The following is a 15,471-nucleotide window of genomic DNA, read 5'->3' as shown; positions in this document are numbered from 1 at the left end:
GCGTTGTTGTTGCCACGGCTTACGAGGCCGTTACTGCCATGACCGAAGCTGACAAATCGCACAAAATCGAATTCCCTTGCGCCGATTACCCGATCAAGGTCATCGGCGACACCGTAGTCAATTTCAAGGACACGGTAATCGAGATCCTCAAGAAGCACGCCACGGTCGACATGAGCACCCTGGCTGAGCGTCAGAGCAAGGAAGGCAAGTACACCACGGTGCAACTGCACATCATCGCCACCGGTGAAGACCAGCTGCACGATATCAACAGCGCCCTGCGCGCGACCGGCATCGTGAAAATGGTGCTTTGATGCCCGCGTGCCTCGGCTTTCGCGACCTCGGCCTGCTGCCTTACCAGCCGGTGCTGGAGGCCATGCGTCGGTTCACCGACCAGCGTGGCCCGGGCACGGCCGATGAGGTCTGGCTGGTTGAACACCCGGCGGTGTTCACCCAGGGCCAGGCTGGCAAGGCCGAGCATCTGCTGGTGCCGGGAGACATTCCGGTGGTGCAGACCGATCGCGGTGGCCAGGTGACCTACCACGGTCCGGGCCAGTTGGTCGCCTACCTGCTGCTCGATGTACGGCGCCTGGGCTTTGGCGTGCGTGAGCTGGTCAGCCGCATCGAGCGCTGCCTGATCGAGCTGCTGGCCAGTTACAACGTCGAGGCGGCGGCCAAGGCCGATGCGCCGGGCGTCTATGTCGAGGGGGCGAAGATCGCCTCGCTCGGCCTGCGGATTCGCAATGGCTGTTCGTTCCACGGCCTTGCCCTGAACGTGGACATGGACCTTGGGCCATTCCGCCGGATTAACCCCTGCGGGTATGCGGGGCTGGCCATGACCCAGCTGCGCGACCAGGCAGGCTCGATCGAACTCTCTGAGGTAAGGGCAAGGCTGCGCGGGCAGCTGGTCAAGCACCTCGACTATGCTGAGCAGACGACCCTTACGGGCGGAATCTTCTGAATATGACTACTGTTGTGCAAGAACCAGTGCAAAGCGTGACGCCAGCGCCTCGGCCCAAGGTCGAGGCGGGTGTGAAACTGCGTGGCGCGGAAAAAGTCGCGCGTATCCCGGTAAAGATCATCCCTACCGACGAGCTGCCGAAGAAGCCTGACTGGATTCGCGTGCGTATCCCGGTTTCGCCGGAAGTCGACCGCATCAAGCAACTGCTGCGCAAACACAAGCTGCACAGCGTGTGCGAAGAGGCCTCCTGCCCGAACCTGGGCGAGTGCTTCTCGGGTGGCACCGCAACCTTCATGATCATGGGTGACATCTGCACCCGTCGTTGCCCGTTCTGCGACGTCGGCCACGGCCGGCCGAAAGCGCTGGACGCTGACGAACCGATGAACCTGGCGGTGGCGATTGCCGACCTGCGTCTGAAGTACGTGGTGATCACCTCGGTCGACCGCGACGACCTGCGTGACGGTGGTGCCCAGCACTTTGCCGACTGCCTGCGGGAAATCCGCAAGCTGTCGCCGGGTGTTCAGCTGGAAACCCTGGTGCCCGACTACCGTGGCCGGATGGACGTGGCGCTGGCTATTACCGCGCAAGAGCCGCCGGATGTGTTCAACCACAACCTGGAAACCGTACCGCGTCTGTACAAGGCCGCCCGTCCGGGCTCGGATTACCAGTGGTCGCTGACCTTGCTGCAGAAGTTCAAGGAGCTGGTCCCGCACGTACCGACCAAGTCCGGCCTGATGTTGGGCCTGGGTGAAACTGACGAAGAAGTGATCGAAGTGATGCATCGCATGCGCGAGCACAACATCGACATGCTGACCCTCGGCCAGTACCTGCAGCCTTCGCGCAGCCACTTGCCGGTGCAGCGTTTCGTGCACCCGGACACCTTCGCCTGGTTCGCTGAAGAAGGCTACAAGATGGGCTTCAAGAACGTCGCCTCCGGCCCGCTGGTGCGTTCTTCGTACCATGCCGACCAGCAGGCGCACGAGGCCAAGATCAAACTCTGATCGACGCCTGGTCCTCTCGATGCCGATGTCCGCTGCCCAGCGACATCGGCATTTTTGTTTGCAGACCTGTCCACACAAGGAGTTGTCTGGATGAACCTACCCTTCGTAGCCCATGCCGCTGTACTGACGCATGCCCAGCCGCTGCCGATGCCCCTGCCCGCAGGTGGGCTGATTGCAATCATCGCTCCGGCAGGGCCGGCCGAGGTCGACACGCTCAAGGTCAACCAATGGTTCGAGGCGCGCGGTTATCGGTGCCGGATCTACCCGGGCGTGACTGCTGCGAACGGCTACCTCGCCGGCACTGACGCCCAGCGCCTGCAAGACCTGCACGACGCTTTTGCCGCCAGCGATGTCGATGCAATCATCTGCCTGCGTGGCGGCTATGGCAGCATGCGCTTGCTTGAAGGGATCGATTTCGAGCTGTTGCGCCGTCATCCCAAGCCCCTGGTCGGCTACAGCGACATCACCGCGTTGCACACGGCTATTGCCCGCCATGCCGGGTTTGTGTCGTTCCATGGTGCCATGCTCAAGTCCGAATTGCTGGGTAACAAACAGGAGCCGACCCTGTCCTCGCTGTTTGAGCAGATCTGCGGTCAATTGGGTGCTGGCGATGTGCTGGAGCATCCCCAGGACTGGCCATTGACCACTGTTCTGCCTGGTGCAGCCAGCGGGCGATTGCTGGGCGGCAACCTGTCGCTGCTGTGCGCGACCCTCGCGACCCCCGCAGAAATAGACTGCACGGGAGGTATCCTGTTTATCGAAGACGTCAACGAGCCGCTGTTCCGCGTCGATCGCCTGCTAACCCAGTTGCGCCTGGCGGGCAAACTTGAGGGTATTCAGGGTGTGCTGGTCGGGGATTTTGCCGGGATCACGCTGGAGGCGCTGGCGCCGTTGTTGCGCCAGTTCTTCGCGCCGCTGAATATTCCGGTGCTGGCGGGTTGGCGCAGCGGCCATTGCGATCCCAACCTGACCTTGCCGATGGGCGCGCGGGTGCATCTGGATGCTCAACGGCAACACCTGCAACTGCTGCAGGATCTGTTCGCGTGTTAATCCGGCATTGGTGCTTGAAGGGCTAGATATTTACCGCCGCCTGGCCCTGGCGCTCGCACTCTCTATGGCTCTGACCCTCTTGCAGCCGTTTGCGTGTGGTGCGCTTCGAGTACATCAATTTTGCCAGCGAACCGGTGGTTCTACGATGATTGACCCTGTGGCGGCCGCACACACTAGCGTCAACCGTCTGCATTACCGCCCCGGCAACCCCGAGCGCAGTGCTTGGTTCGCCGAGCGTGTGGGGGAGTTTCACTTCTTTTCCCTTACAACAAATTGACCGCCGTCTTGATAAGGATTCGGAAGTGTCCAATTTCTTAGCTCGGCGGTGAGGGTCCAGAGTGATGACTTTTGTGGGTGGCGACTATATAGGTCAATTGTAATGAACAAAAGTAAGTGCGCGGTATTACTGTTGAGTGCGTTGTGGGGGATGCCCGGTGTGGCTGATGTTGGCTCGGTCTCTCCGGAGCGCTGTCTTCACTTACAACAAAGCGGCGTGTTAGGCAGCGAAGCACCTGTCAATTGTGATCGTTTGAGATTGGTCAACTTCAACTATTGGCAATTTGATAGTCAGGCAAATTTTCTGGGGGAGGTAGTAGTACTTGATGCTGTTGCCGATCTGGTGGAGTCTCTGTTCAGCGATATGTACAAACACGGTGGGCTTATTGCCAGTGCTATTCCGCTGGAATACTATCCTGGAGGCGCCTTGCAGGCGAGAAAGGCAAACAATACGTTTGCACTTGATGCTAGTAGCGCTGTGCAGTCCGGTCATTGGTCCGCGCAGCGCTTTGCGCTTGGACTGAGCCTTAATCCTGTACTGACGCCGCCGTCGGGGATCTCAACTGAGAAAGTCAAACAGCTGATGGCAACTCATGGCCTGATTGAAAGCGGAGAGAACGGGTACTTTGGATTTGGTGATCGGGTGTTCGTGGAGCGTAGAATAAACGACTCTCCTGAACAACTGCGAAGGGTGATTGAACGACGAGCTCAGCGGTATCGGGTTTGCCGGGATCAAATGACCGAGTCGTTCCATTTGCAGTGTGTTGAACAAGCCCGCCAGATACAGCATTGACGGGCTTTTTGTAGTTCACCGATTACGCAGGCTTTCAAGCAACTTGTGCGTCGGATACCCATCAGCCGGCCAGCCCAGCGCCTGCTGGGCACTGCGGATGGCCTTGCGGGTGTTGGCGCCAATGATGCCATCGGCGTTTCCAGCGTCGTAGTTGCGGGCACTGAGCAGGGTCTGCAGCTCGACGCGTTCACTGCGGCTCAGCGGCAGGTCATCCTTGGGCCACGATCCGGCAATGTAGCCCGAACCCTCGAAACGCTGGCCCAGCAGGCCGACCGCCATGGCATAGGACGACGAGTTGTTGTACTTGAGGATCGCGCGGAAGTTGTCCAGCACCAGGAATGCCGGGCCGCGGTAGCCGGCAGGCAGCAGCAGGGCCGCTGACAGCTGTTCACTGCCGGCTGGTACGCGTGCGCCAGTAGGCAGTTTCAGACCCAGTTGCAGCCATTCGGCTACTGTCTTGCGCTGGCTGCCATCGGCCAGCCAATAATCAAAGCCAGGTGCCAGTTGCACCTCGAAGCCCCAGGGCTCGCCGCGTTTCCAGCCAGAGCTTTGCAGGTAATGAGCGGTGGACGCCAGGGCGTCTGCCGAGCTGTTCCAGATATCCCGGCGGCCATCGCCATCGAAGTCCACCGCATGGGTGTTGTAGGTGGTGGGGATGAATTGGGTCTGGCCCATGGCCCCGGCCCACGAGCCTTTCATCGCATCTGGCTGGATATCACCGTTCTGCAGGATCTGCAGGGCCGCGATCAGTTGCGCGTGGGCAAATGCCGGGCGGCGGCCTTCATAGGCCAGGGTGGCCAGGGAGCGGATTACCGATTTGTTGCCCTGGAACTGGCCAAAGTTGCTTTCCATGCCCCACACCGAGACCAGCACATTGCGGTCGACGCCATAGCGCTGTTCGATCTGGCTGAGCAGGTCGGCGTGTTTTTCCAGCAGGCCCTTGCCATTGCGCACGCGCAGCGGCGACAGGGCGCCGTCGAGGTACTCCCACACCGGCCGGGTGAACTCCGGCTGGCTGCGGTCGGCCTTGATCACATCCATGTCGGGCGTGACACCGAGGAAGGCGCGGTCAAAGGTGGTGGGGTTGATGCCTGCTTGCAGGGCTTGCTGACGAAAGCCCGCTTGCCATTGGGCAAAGGTTTGCAACGGCTGGATTTCGCTGTTGGTGTCGACGGCGGGGGTGGGCAGAGTGACTACCGGAGCCGGCTGGGCAGGGGCCAGCGGCAGCGCATCGGCGGCGGTGGGTTTTTCCGCGCAGGCGACCAGCAGGATGAGGCTGGAGGCGGCAATCAGCTGGCGAGGTTGCCAGCGACGGGTAAGACAAAGGGGCATGCACAGGTCCAGGTATTTCAGGTCAGGTGCCGACCATACCATGCCTGTCGAATTCTTGCCTTTATGCGGCCAAAAAGTAAGAAGCCTCCCAATCTCTCGATTGGAAGGCTTCGCGGCGGTAGCTGCCTTTGCCTTTGCCGGCGGGTTCCTGGCGGCTACGGAACAGAGGCTGGGCAACGATGGATTTGGCCTTGTTGGGCCCGGGTTTTGCGGGTTTTTTGCTCATGACAGGGAGTCCTGCTGGGTGGGTGTCGGGCGCAATATAAGGGGTGAAACCATCGCGGGGCAAGTGGGAGCGGGCTTGCCCCGCGATAGCTTTACTCCGCCGGCAATGCCAGGCGCTGCCCGGCCATCAACAACGACAAGCGCGCCAGGCTGGTCCAGGCCGACCCCTGGGCCTGGCCCTTGATCTGTGCGTCGATCCGTTGGGCGTCCTGCAGCAACTGGCTCCAGCGCTGCGCCGAGTGGCGCTGCAGGGCCTTGCTCATCAGCGGTTTGCGCTTGTCCCAGACGGGCGGGCGGGCCTGGCTGAAGGCCTTGTCCAGCGGCACGCCCTGACTGAACTGCTGGGCGAGCCCAGCCAACAGGCGCAGCTCCCGGGCCAGCGCCCAGAGAATTACCGGTGGCTCCACGCCTTCGCCACGCAACCCTTCGAGCATGCGCAAGGCGTGCGCGGCTTCGCCATTCAGGATCGCATCGACCAGCCCGAACACGTCGAAACGGGCACTGTCGGCGACCGCGCCCTGGACTGTTTCGACGGTAATCTGGTTGCCTTCAGCCAGTAGCTTGAGCTTTTCGATTTCTTGCGCAGCCGCCAGCAGGTTGCCCTCTACCCGCGCCGCGATCAGGTCGACGGCGTCGCGCTGGGCGCTCAATCCGGCCTGGGACAGGCGCTGGCTGATCCATTGCGGCAACTGGTGGCTGTCCACCGGCCAGATCTGCACGAACTGGGTGTGCTGACCTTCGACCAGTGCCTTGCCCCACTTGGTCTTCTGTGCGCTGCCATCGAGCTTGGGCAGGCTGATCAGCAGCACGGTGTCTTCGGCAGGGTTGGCGCAGTACTCGATCAGCGCCGCCGCGCCCTTGTCGCCGGGCTTGCCGGAGGGCAGGCGCAGTTCCAACAGGCGGCGTTGGGCAAACAGCGACAGGCTGGCTCCGGCCTGGAGCAGGGTGCCCCAATCGAAGTTGGCGTCGGCGCTGAATACCTGGCGTTCATCGAAGCCTTGCTGGCGTGCCATTGCACGTACGGCGTCAGCGGCTTCCTGGCACAGCAGCGGGTCATCGCCACTGATCACGTAGACAGGGGCGAGGTTGCCTTGCAGGTGTTTGTTGAGCTGGGCGGGCGTGAGTTTCATGATGGCAGACGGGGCACCGAAGTGCCCCGTTCATTCTCAGTTGACCGGTAGTTGCAGCGGCGACTGCTGAGGCGTTTCGTCCTGGGCGCGGCGCGCTGCTTCCAGGGCGTCGGCTTCAGCCTTGGCGCGTTCATCAGCCTTTTGCTGCAGGCTGTCGAGCTGGCTTGGGGTCAGCAGTTGCAGGCGCACCAGCATGTTCTGCACCAGGTCGCGACGCATTTCCTTGCGGGTCTGGGTGGCTTCCTGGTCGGAACCGGTGATGTTGTTGCCGTCATGCACATAGATCTTGCGCACTTCCAGCTTGTCGTTGAGCAGGTTGGTGTCGTTGTGACCCTCGATGCTGTAGCTCAGCACGGTCGTCAGTTCGTACTCGGCCGAACGGCCGGAGCCTGCATAGGTCGCCGCGCGCTGGGTCTCGGCTTCGTTGGTCAGTACCAGTTTGTAAGGCGCGCCGGCGTGAACCTTGACGCCACTGCTCTGCAGCGCCTGGCGCAGTTGAACCACGGTATCGCCGTAGGCATTGCGTGCGCTCAAGTCCAGTTCCTTGATCGCAAGTTCGCTGTTGCCAGTACCGCGCAGCTGGAAACCGCAGGCGCTGAGCATGACGGCCAGGCCCATTACCAGCAGATTGCGTTTGATCATGTTGTAGCTCCCTTGTGGGCCTATTCTGTGCGCCGGCCCGCACGAATGGCGGGCCGGCGTTTCCTGTCAGTTGGCGACGATGTTGACCAGCTTGCCCGGTACCACGATGACCTTGCGGATGCTCAGGCCTTCGGTGAAACGCAGCACGTTTTCGTTGCTGCGTGCGGCGGCTTCGACGTCCTCGCGGCTGGCCGCGGCCGGCATTTCGATCTGGCCACGCAGCTTGCCATTGACCTGGATGACCAGGACGATGCTGTCCTGGACCAGGGCGCTTTCGTCCAGTACCGGCCAAGGTGCGTCGATCACGGCATCCTGGTGGCCCAGTTGCAGCCACAGCTCATGGCTGATGTGCGGGGTGATCGGTGCCAGCAGCAGGGTCACCGCCTCCAGGCCTTCGTGCAGCAGGGCGCGGTCCTGTTCGCTGGCTTGCGGGGCTTTTTCCAGCACGTTCATCACGGTCATCACCTGAGCGATGGCAGTGTTGAACTTGTGGTGCTGGCCGACATCGGTGCTGGCTTGCTTGATGGCAGCGTGGATGGCGCGGCGGATCGCTTTCTGTGCGTCATCGAGGCTGGTGACATCCAGTTTGCCCGGCAGGCCCTGGGCCGCGTGGGCCTGAGCCAGGCGCCAGACACGGCGCAGGAAGCGGTTGGCGCCTTCGACACCGGAGTCGGACCATTCCAGGCTCATGTCCGGCGGCGAGGCGAACATCATGAACAGGCGGCAGGTGTCGGCGCCGTAGGCATCGATCATGGCCTGCGGGTCAACGCCGTTGTTCTTGGACTTGGACATCTTCTCGGTGCCGCCGATTTCCACCGGCAGGCCGTCGGTCTTCAGTGTGGCGCCGATGATCTTGGCCTTGGCATCGCGTTCGATTTCGACGTCGGCCGGGTTGAACCAGTCCTTGCCGCCGTTGCTGGCAACCCGGTAGTAGGTTTCGGCGACGACCATGCCCTGGGTCAGCAGGTTCTTGAACGGCTCGTTGGAGGTGACCAGGCCTTCATCGCGCATCAGCTTGTGGAAGAAGCGTGCGTACAGCAGGTGCAGGATCGCGTGTTCGATACCGCCGATGTATTGGTCGACCGGCAACCAGTGATTCGCCGCCTTCGGGTCGACCATGCCGCCTTCGTAGTTGGGTGAGGCGTAGCGGGCGAAGTACCAGGACGACTCGACGAAGGTGTCCATGGTGTCGGTTTCGCGCTTGGCCGCAGTGCCGCATTTCGGGCAACTGCACTCGTAGAACTCGGGCATGCGCGCCAGGGGCGAGCCTGCGCCATCGGGTACTACGTTTTCTGGCAGGATGACCGGCAGTTGATCTTCCGGTACCGGTACATCGCCGCAGGATGGGCAATGAATGATCGGGATCGGGCAGCCCCAGTAACGCTGACGGCTGATGCCCCAGTCGCGCAGGCGGAACTGGGTGCGGGATTTACCCAGCTCTTTCTTGATCAGCGCCACCTCGATGGCGTCGAAGGCACCCTGGAAGTCCAGGCCGTCGAATTCGCCGGAATTGATCAGCTGGCCGTGTTCACCATAGGCAGTCAGCCACTCGCTGCCGACTTCATCGCCAGCGCTGGTACGTACCACTGCCTTGAGTGGCAGGTTGTACTTGTGGGCGAACTCGAAGTCGCGCTCATCGTGCGCCGGAACAGCCATTACCGCGCCATCGCCGTAGTGCATCAGCACGTAGTTGGCGACCCACACCGGCAGTTTTTCGCCGGTCAGCGGGTGTTCGACGAACAACGAGGTGGCCAGGCCCTTTTTCTCCTGGGTGGCGATGTCGGCTTCGGCGACGCTGCCGCTCTTGCATTCGTCGATGAAGGCTTGCAGCTCGGGGTTGCCCTGGGCAGCCTGGGTCGCCAGCGGGTGCTCGGCGGCAACGGCGACGTAGGTGGCGCCCATCAGGGTGTCCGGGCGGGTGGTGAAGACTTTCAGCGCCCCGGCGTGGCCGATGCTGGCCTGGTCGAAGGGGAACTGCACTTCCATGCCACGGGACTTGCCGATCCAGTTGCGCTGCATGGTCTTGACCTGTTCAGGCCAGCCTGGCAGTTCGTCGAGGCTTTCCAGCAGTTCGTCGGCGTAATCGGTGATCTTGAAGTAGTACATCGGGATTTCGCGCTTCTCGATCAGCGCGCCCGAACGCCAGCCACGGCCGTCAATGACCTGCTCGTTGGCCAGTACGGTCTGGTCGGCCGGGTCCCAGTTCACGGTACCGTTCTTGCGGTAGATCACGCCTTTTTCGAACAGGCGGGTGAACAGCCACTGCTCCCAGCGGTAGTAATCCGGCTTGCAGGTGGTGACTTCACGCGACCAGTCGAAGGCCAGACCCAGGCTCTTGAGCTGGGTCTTCATGTATTCGATGTTTTCGTAGGTCCACTTGGCCGGTGCGACGTTGTTCTTCATCGCGGCGTTTTCCGCCGGCATGCCGAAGGCGTCCCAGCCCATTGGCTGCAGGACGTTCTTGCCGAGCATGCGCTGGTAACGGGCGATCACGTCACCGATGGTGTAGTTGCGCACGTGGCCCATATGTAGCTTGCCGCTTGGGTACGGGAACATCGATAGGCAGTAGTACGTGTCCTTGCCTGGCTGTTCACTGACTTCAAAAGACTTTCGCTCATCCCAGTAAGACTGGGCGGCGGCTTCGATTTCGCGGGGCTGATAGAGTTCGTGCATGGCTACTTTGCGCTGAGAAATGGGAGACCTTATCCAGGCAGCGATGAATCCGCTGCATCGGCAATCCGGTGTCAAGTATGGTGAACGCCCTAGCATACATGACCCCTGTCCACCGAGGGAAACCCTGATTGCACCGCCTGCGGCGCGGCGGGCCGTTGGTCGCGGCGCCCCGCTGCTTTTGCGAGTAACGCTAAGCTCATGTGTGGGGGGAGATATATTTATCTTCAATGAGGTGAACGGATGGGAGAGTCGCAGCTACAAGCAACGAAACCGGAGCTTTACGAACGGCTGATTGATCGTCTGGGCCTGGCCCTGGATGTCGCCAGAACCTCCGTTCGATTACGCGATGAAGTGCCTGCTGAATTGGAGTTGCGTGGCTTGAGCCGCGCTGAATTCGAAGTGATCAAGGCCTATCTGGAGTCACTTCCAGAGGGCGGGCATGGACGCGTCGGCGCACAGTCACAACCGGAGTCGCCCCCTGCGGCCAGAGTCGTCTGGCTCAAGGACAAGCGTTCCGCTACCCCAGCAAAGTCCAGGACGCTGCAATTCAAGTAGCCGTTCGGGTTTTTCCGGCGCAAGGTGGAGTGCGCCACGTGATTAAAAACATCTCAGATCGGCACCTGACTATTGTTGCCAGGTGCCGATCCTCTTAGGCTGCGCACCTCCAAGGAGGTGTCCCGTGCCGATCCGTTTTCTCATCAAACAAATGATCATGCCACCTGGCGTGCTGTTTCTGTTGCTGATCGCTGCCTGGTGGCTGCGCAAAGCCTGGCCGCGGCTGTCGGCGCTGTGTTTTGCCCTGGGCCTGGGCGGGTTGTGGCTGATGAGCTTGCCGATTGTGGTGGAGCAGGCGGCCCGGCAACTGGAAACTGAACCCGCGCTGGCCTCCAGTCAGTGGGTGGCGCTTGGCCAGCAGGCTGATGCCATCGTCATTCTCGGTGCCGGCCGTGAACGTGGTGATCCGGCCTGGGACTCGCAGGATCAACCCACCGGTGTTGCCATGGAACGCATGCGTTACGCGGCGCAGTTGGCCAAAGCCTCCGGCTTGCCGGTGCTGACCAGCGGTGGCCTGCATTACGGCACACCGCCCAGCGAAGCACAGTTGATGGCCGATTCCCTGCAGCGTGACCTGGGGGTGAGTGTGCGCTGGAAAGAGGAGCGTAGCCGTACCACCTGGGAAAACGCCCAGATGAGCGCCGAACTGCTGTTGCCCCAGGGGATCAGGCGTGTGGTGGTAGTCACCCAGGCCTGGCACATGCAGCGTTCACGCTGGAGTTTCGAGCAGGCGGGCTTTGAGGTGGTACCGGCGCCAGTGGGCTTTCTGGGCCGCGACCATGCCCGGCCATTTGCGGGCTGGCTGCCGGAAGGCAAATCGCTGTGGCAGAGCGGCCAACTGCTCAATGAGGCAGTCGGCCTGCTCGGCTACAAACTGTTCTACTAGACGGTCTTGGCGATCCGGCTGGCCAGCAGGGCCCAACCCAGCAGCGCAGTGCAGAGAATCACCAGGGGCCAGGAGCGCCACTGCAGGTACGGGGTGAGTTGCTGCATGGGCACCACCTCGCCGTAAAGAATGCCGCGCTCGAACTGCGGGATCTGCGCAGTGATGCGTCCGAACGGGTCGATCAGACCGGTGACGCCATTGTTGGTGGCCCGGATCATCCAGCGCCCGGCTTCCAGTGCACGCATCTGGGCCATCTGCAGGTGCTGCAGGGGGCCGATCGAGGTGCCGAACCAGGTGTCATTACTGATGGTCAGGAGCAGATCGCTGCGCGCTGCCAGGCTTGCGGCAAACTCCGGATAGACCACTTCGTAGCAAATGTACGGCGCAATCTGATAGCCCTTGGCCTGCAGCAATGGCTGGTCAGCCGGCCCGCGGGCAAAGTCTGACATAGGCAGGTCAAAGAAGGCGATCAGGCCGCGGAGCATATCTTGCAGCGGCACGTACTCGCCGAACGGCACCAGTTTTTGCTTGAGGTAGGTGCCGTCGCCTTCACCGGTTACGGTGATGCCGTTGTAGTAACGGCGTTGCTGGTGCACCACTTCACGTACCGGCACGCCGGTAATCAGCGCAGTATTACGCTCGGCGGCGAAGCTGCCCATCATGTCCAGGTAGCCTTCGGCTTGGTCCTTGAGGATCGGCACGGCAGTTTCCGGCCATACCAGCAGGTCGACCGGCTTTGAGCTGAAACTCATGTCGCGGTACAGGGCCAGTTGGGCGTTGACGTGTTCGGGGTTCCACTTCAACTCTTGCTCGACGTTGCCTTGCAGGGCGGCGACGCTCAAGGGTTTGCCGGCAGGGCTGGTCCAGGCGTGATGCTTCAATGCCAGACCAATCGCCCAGGGCGCCAGCAACAGGACCACGGCCACCGCCAGGAACGACTTGCGTGCGCGAAGGCGCTGCAGGTTGCACAGCAGCGCCGCGCACAGGGCCAGGCAGAACGAGATCAGCCACATGCCGCCCAGCGGCGCCAGGCCCGACAGCGGCCCGTCGAGCTGACTGTAACCGGAGTACAGCCACGGGAAACCGGTCAGGAACCAGCCGCGAAATGCTTCCTGGCCTACCCACAGAGCGGCGAAGCACAGCGCATCGGCCAGGGGCGCCTCGTTGCGGCGCAGCCAGCGCGCCCAAAGCCAGGCGGGCAGGGCGAAGAACCAGGCAATAGCGGCAAAGAACGCCAGCAACAGCCCGATGGCCAGCAGCGGTGTGGCCCCGCCATAGGTATTGATACTGACATAGATCCAGCTGGTGCCGGCAGCGTACAGGCCGAAGCCGAAGCACCAGCCGCGCCCCAGGGCCTGGCGCGGGCTGAGCTCGCGCAGGCCGAGGTAGAACAGGCCGGCCGCGAGCAAGGCCAACGGCCAGATGTCGAACGGCGCCAGGGCCAGGGTGGTGATAGCACCGGCCGCCACGGCCAGCAGGTTACCGGGCCAGCCGGGGCGGGTGATCCAGCGCATGGTTGTCCTTAACGGGTGATAGGGGTCAGACGCAGCAGGTGGATCCGGCGGCTGTCGGCATTGAGGATGCGGAACCGGTACGGGCCGATCTCGGTGGTCTCGTTGCGCTTGGGCAGGTGACCGAAGGCGCTCATCACCAGGCCGCCAACGGTATCGAACTCGTCGTCGGAGAACTGGCTGTCGAAGAACTCGTTGAAGTTCTCGATCGGCGTCAGCGCCTTGATCAGGAAGTCGCCGCTGGGCAGCGGCTTGATGTAGCTGTCTTCCTCGACGTCATGCTCGTCCTCGATGTCGCCGACGATCTGTTCGAGCACGTCTTCGATGGTCACCAGGCCCGCCACGCCGCCGTATTCGTCAATGACGATGGCCATGTGGTTGTGGTTGGCGCGGAATTCGCGCAGCAGCACGTTCAGGCGCTTGGACTCGGGCACGAAGGTGGCCGGGCGCAGCAGGTCCTTGATGTTGAAGCTGTCACCGTTCTCCTTGAGGATCAGCGGCAGCAGGTCCTTGGCCAGCAGCACCCCCAGCACGTCATCATGGCTTTCGCCGACCACCGGGTAGCGCGAGTGCGCGGCGTCGATCACCGCCGGCAGGAATTCACGCGGCGACTGGGTCGCCTTGATGCTCATCATCTGCGAACGCGGCACCATGATGTCGCGCACCTGCAGGTCGGCGACCTGGATGGCACCCTCGACAATGGTGAGCGCCTCGCTGTCGAGCAGCTTGTTCTGATGGGCTTCGCGCAGCAGCTCAAGCAGCTCCTGGCGGTTTTTCGGCTCGTGGGCAAAAGCCTGGGTCAGTTTGCCCAGCCAGGACTTCTGCCCGTTGCTCGATCGATCTTCGCTCATGGCGGTTACTCGTGTTCCTTTGCTGATATCAATGTTGAATGTCGTGGTGTTCGTCGTCGGCGTACGGGTCCGGATGACCCAGTTCAGCAAGCAACGTTCGTTCCAGTGCTTCCATTTCCTCGGCCTCATCGTCGTCGATGTGGTCGTAGCCCAGCAGGTGCAGGCAACCGTGGATGACCAGGTGCGCCCAGTGGGCCTCAAGAGCCTTGCCTTGTTCGGCGGCCTCGCGCTCGACCACGGCGATGCAGATCACCAGATCGCCGAGCAGCGGAATGTCGAGCAGCTCGTCAGGCACGTCGGCCGGGAAGGACAGCACGTTGGTGGGATAGTCCTTGCCCCGCCAGGTGTGATTCAGTTCGCGGCCTTCGGCTTCATCGACCAGACGAATGGTCAATTCTGAGTCGGCCGTGCGCTGGCGCAGGGCCAGCTCACACCATTGGCGGAACTGCGCTTGGGTCGGGTGTTTTGCATCGCTTGCCAGTTGCAGATCGAGCTCAAGCATCGCGATGTTTGCCTTCTGTCGGACTCTGCTGCTGGCTCTCGAAACGCTCGTAGGCCTCGACAATCCGCTGCACCAGCGGGTGGCGAACCACGTCCTTGGGCTGGAAGTGCGTAAAGCTGATGCCAGGTACGCCCTTGAGCACTTCGATGACATGAGCCAGGCCCGACTTGGTGCCGCGTGGCAGGTCGACCTGGGTGATGTCACCGGTGATCACGGCAGTGGAGCCAAAACCGATACGGGTGAGGAACATTTTCATCTGCTCGACCGTGGTGTTCTGGCTTTCGTCGAGAATGATAAAGCTGTTGTTCAGGGTGCGGCCGCGCATGTACGCCAACGGGGCGATCTCGATCACCTGGCGCTCGATCAGCTTGGCCACGTGCTCGAAGCCGAGCATCTCGTACAGCGCGTCGTACAGCGGGCGCAGGTATGGGTCGATCTTCTGCGCCAGGTCGCCAGGCAGGAAGCCGAGCTTTTCGCCCGCCTCAACCGCCGGACGTACCAGCAGGATGCGCCGCACCTGTTCACGCTCAAGGGCGTCGACGGCGCAGGCCACGGCCAGGTAGGTCTTGCCGGTGCCAGCCGGGCCGATGCCGAAGTTGATGTCGTTGCCGAGGATTTCCTTCACGTAGCGCTGCTGGTTCAACCCACGTGGGCGAATCATGCCCTTGCGCGTGCGCAGGGAAACACTGACTTCGTTGACGGCGGGGTTGTCCAGCTCTTCGACGGCGGATTCCTGCAGGTACAGGTGCACCGTTTCCGGCGACAGCTCGGTGGCTTTGGCTTCGCGATAGAGGCGTCGCAGCAGTTGCTCGGCGGAAGAGGTGTGCTTGGGTTCGCCGATCAGTTCGAACTGATTGCCGCGGTTGCGGATTTCGATGGCCAGGCGTTGTTCGATCAGGCGCAGATGCTCGTCGAACTGCCCGCACAGGTTGGCGAAGCGATGGGCCTCGAAAGGCTCGAGGATGAAGCGATGTGGTTCGATAGGTGCGTTCAAGGTCGTTTTTCAGCCGCCCAACGGCAAAGGATATGGTCTCAAGGATAACCCTAGCCGCTGCAGGGCGAAAGCGCTGAAACGATCAAGGGGCA

16 protein-coding genes are annotated in these 15,471 nt (G+C 61.9%); 7 read left to right on the top strand and 9 right to left on the bottom strand.

Translation table 11 applies throughout. The annotated features are described in order from the left end of the window. Positions 1-38 precede the first annotated feature (38 nt). The 5 genes from EXN22_RS24265 (at position 39) to EXN22_RS24240 (ending at position 4,078) form a co-directional block, all read left to right on the top strand. Positions 39-311 (top strand): DUF493 domain-containing protein, encoded by a 273-nt coding sequence (locus EXN22_RS24265; RefSeq protein WP_130266430.1) that lies wholly within the window; start codon positions 39-41, stop codon positions 309-311. Then, complete coding sequence (lipB, locus tag EXN22_RS24260) at positions 311-958, top strand: lipoyl(octanoyl) transferase LipB (RefSeq protein WP_130266429.1); 648 nt, start codon at positions 311-313, stop codon at positions 956-958. The genes EXN22_RS24265 and lipB overlap by 1 nt, the downstream gene beginning before the upstream one ends. 2 nt (positions 959-960) lie before the next feature. Continuing rightward, positions 961-1,959, top strand: coding sequence for a lipoyl synthase (lipA, locus tag EXN22_RS24255; protein ID WP_130266428.1), 999 nt, complete (start codon positions 961-963; stop codon positions 1,957-1,959). Positions 1,960-2,049: 90 nt separating this feature from the next. After that, positions 2,050-3,009, top strand: coding sequence for a S66 peptidase family protein (locus EXN22_RS24250; RefSeq protein ID WP_130266427.1), 960 nt, complete (start codon positions 2,050-2,052; stop codon positions 3,007-3,009). A gap of 379 nt (positions 3,010-3,388) precedes the next feature. Next, on the top strand, positions 3,389-4,078 hold the full coding sequence (locus tag EXN22_RS24240) for a hypothetical protein (RefSeq protein WP_130266425.1): 690 nt from the start codon (positions 3,389-3,391) through the stop codon (positions 4,076-4,078). Between the two features lie 15 nt (positions 4,079-4,093). On the opposite strand, the gene EXN22_RS24235 is transcribed toward EXN22_RS24240, so the two are convergent. The 5 genes from EXN22_RS24235 to leuS form a co-directional block, all read right to left on the bottom strand. Then, the gene (locus EXN22_RS24235; protein ID WP_130266424.1) at positions 4,094-5,410 is read right to left on the bottom strand and encodes a lytic murein transglycosylase; all 1,317 of its coding nucleotides are present in this window, start codon (positions 5,408-5,410) and stop codon (positions 4,094-4,096) included. A 61-nt stretch (positions 5,411-5,471) separates the two neighbouring features. Then, on the bottom strand, positions 5,472-5,636 hold the full coding sequence (arfA, locus tag EXN22_RS24230; protein ID WP_038998593.1) for an alternative ribosome rescue factor ArfA: 165 nt from the start codon (positions 5,634-5,636) through the stop codon (positions 5,472-5,474). A gap of 91 nt (positions 5,637-5,727) precedes the next feature. After that, complete coding sequence (gene holA, locus EXN22_RS24225) at positions 5,728-6,765, bottom strand: DNA polymerase III subunit delta (protein ID WP_130266423.1); 1,038 nt, start codon at positions 6,763-6,765, stop codon at positions 5,728-5,730. 36 nt (positions 6,766-6,801) lie between these two features. Continuing rightward, positions 6,802-7,407 (bottom strand): LPS-assembly lipoprotein LptE, encoded by a 606-nt coding sequence (locus EXN22_RS24220; RefSeq protein WP_130266422.1) that lies wholly within the window; start codon positions 7,405-7,407, stop codon positions 6,802-6,804. A 66-nt stretch (positions 7,408-7,473) separates the two neighbouring features. After that, entirely contained in the window at positions 7,474-10,080 is a 2,607-nt protein-coding gene (leuS, locus tag EXN22_RS24215) for a leucine--tRNA ligase (RefSeq protein ID WP_130266421.1), read from the bottom strand. A 240-nt stretch (positions 10,081-10,320) separates the two neighbouring features. Between leuS and EXN22_RS24210 the strand changes: the two genes are divergently transcribed. Continuing rightward, entirely contained in the window at positions 10,321-10,635 is a 315-nt protein-coding gene (locus EXN22_RS24210) for a hypothetical protein (RefSeq protein ID WP_130266420.1), read from the top strand. A gap of 124 nt (positions 10,636-10,759) precedes the next feature. Then, the gene (locus EXN22_RS24205; protein ID WP_130266419.1) at positions 10,760-11,521 is read left to right on the top strand and encodes a YdcF family protein; all 762 of its coding nucleotides are present in this window, start codon (positions 10,760-10,762) and stop codon (positions 11,519-11,521) included. Here EXN22_RS24205 and lnt read toward each other — a convergent pair. From lnt to EXN22_RS24185, 4 genes are read right to left on the bottom strand one after another with little or no spacing between them, the layout of a single operon-like run. Continuing rightward, positions 11,518-13,035, bottom strand: a complete 1,518-nt coding sequence (gene lnt, locus EXN22_RS24200) for an apolipoprotein N-acyltransferase (protein ID WP_130266418.1) — start codon at positions 13,033-13,035, stop codon at positions 11,518-11,520. The genes EXN22_RS24205 and lnt overlap by 4 nt on opposite strands. Before the next feature lie 8 nt (positions 13,036-13,043). Continuing rightward, on the bottom strand, positions 13,044-13,883 hold the full coding sequence (locus EXN22_RS24195; protein WP_010222913.1) for an HlyC/CorC family transporter: 840 nt from the start codon (positions 13,881-13,883) through the stop codon (positions 13,044-13,046). Between the two features lie 28 nt (positions 13,884-13,911). Then, entirely contained in the window at positions 13,912-14,385 is a 474-nt protein-coding gene (gene ybeY / locus EXN22_RS24190) for an rRNA maturation RNase YbeY (protein WP_130266417.1), read from the bottom strand. Continuing rightward, entirely contained in the window at positions 14,378-15,379 is a 1,002-nt protein-coding gene (locus EXN22_RS24185) for a PhoH family protein (RefSeq protein WP_130266416.1), read from the bottom strand. The genes ybeY and EXN22_RS24185 overlap by 8 nt, the downstream gene beginning before the upstream one ends. Positions 15,380-15,471: the final 92 nt, after the last annotated feature.

This window comes from Pseudomonas tructae (assembly GCF_004214895.1).
Classification (GTDB): Bacteria; Pseudomonadota; Gammaproteobacteria; order Pseudomonadales; family Pseudomonadaceae; genus Aquipseudomonas; species Aquipseudomonas tructae.
The sequence above is the reverse complement of the archived record's forward strand: the minus strand, read 5'-3'. Positions and strand labels throughout refer to the sequence as shown.

What these genes read in the sequence shown, in the direction of transcription:
- EXN22_RS24265 (WP_130266430.1), top strand. Translation starts at nt 39, where the DNA reads ATGACCGAAGCTGACAAATCGCACAAAATCGAATTCCCTTGCGCCGAT.
- lipB (WP_130266429.1), top strand. Translation starts at nt 311, where the DNA reads ATGCCCGCGTGCCTCGGCTTTCGCGACCTCGGCCTGCTGCCTTACCAG.
- lipA (WP_130266428.1), top strand. Translation starts at nt 961, where the DNA reads ATGACTACTGTTGTGCAAGAACCAGTGCAAAGCGTGACGCCAGCGCCT.
- EXN22_RS24250 (WP_130266427.1), top strand. Translation starts at nt 2,050, where the DNA reads ATGAACCTACCCTTCGTAGCCCATGCCGCTGTACTGACGCATGCCCAG.
- EXN22_RS24240 (WP_130266425.1), top strand. Translation starts at nt 3,389, where the DNA reads ATGAACAAAAGTAAGTGCGCGGTATTACTGTTGAGTGCGTTGTGGGGG.
- EXN22_RS24235 (WP_130266424.1), bottom strand. Translation starts at nt 5,410, where the DNA reads ATGCCCCTTTGTCTTACCCGTCGCTGGCAACCTCGCCAGCTGATTGCC.
- arfA (WP_038998593.1), bottom strand. Translation starts at nt 5,636, where the DNA reads ATGAGCAAAAAACCCGCAAAACCCGGGCCCAACAAGGCCAAATCCATC.
- holA (WP_130266423.1), bottom strand. Translation starts at nt 6,765, where the DNA reads ATGAAACTCACGCCCGCCCAGCTCAACAAACACCTGCAAGGCAACCTC.
- EXN22_RS24220 (WP_130266422.1), bottom strand. Translation starts at nt 7,407, where the DNA reads ATGATCAAACGCAATCTGCTGGTAATGGGCCTGGCCGTCATGCTCAGC.
- leuS (WP_130266421.1), bottom strand. Translation starts at nt 10,080, where the DNA reads ATGCACGAACTCTATCAGCCCCGCGAAATCGAAGCCGCCGCCCAGTCT.
- EXN22_RS24210 (WP_130266420.1), top strand. Translation starts at nt 10,321, where the DNA reads ATGGGAGAGTCGCAGCTACAAGCAACGAAACCGGAGCTTTACGAACGG.
- lnt (WP_130266418.1), bottom strand. Translation starts at nt 13,035, where the DNA reads ATGCGCTGGATCACCCGCCCCGGCTGGCCCGGTAACCTGCTGGCCGTG.
- EXN22_RS24195 (WP_010222913.1), bottom strand. Translation starts at nt 13,883, where the DNA reads ATGAGCGAAGATCGATCGAGCAACGGGCAGAAGTCCTGGCTGGGCAAA.
- ybeY (WP_130266417.1), bottom strand. Translation starts at nt 14,385, where the DNA reads ATGCTTGAGCTCGATCTGCAACTGGCAAGCGATGCAAAACACCCGACC.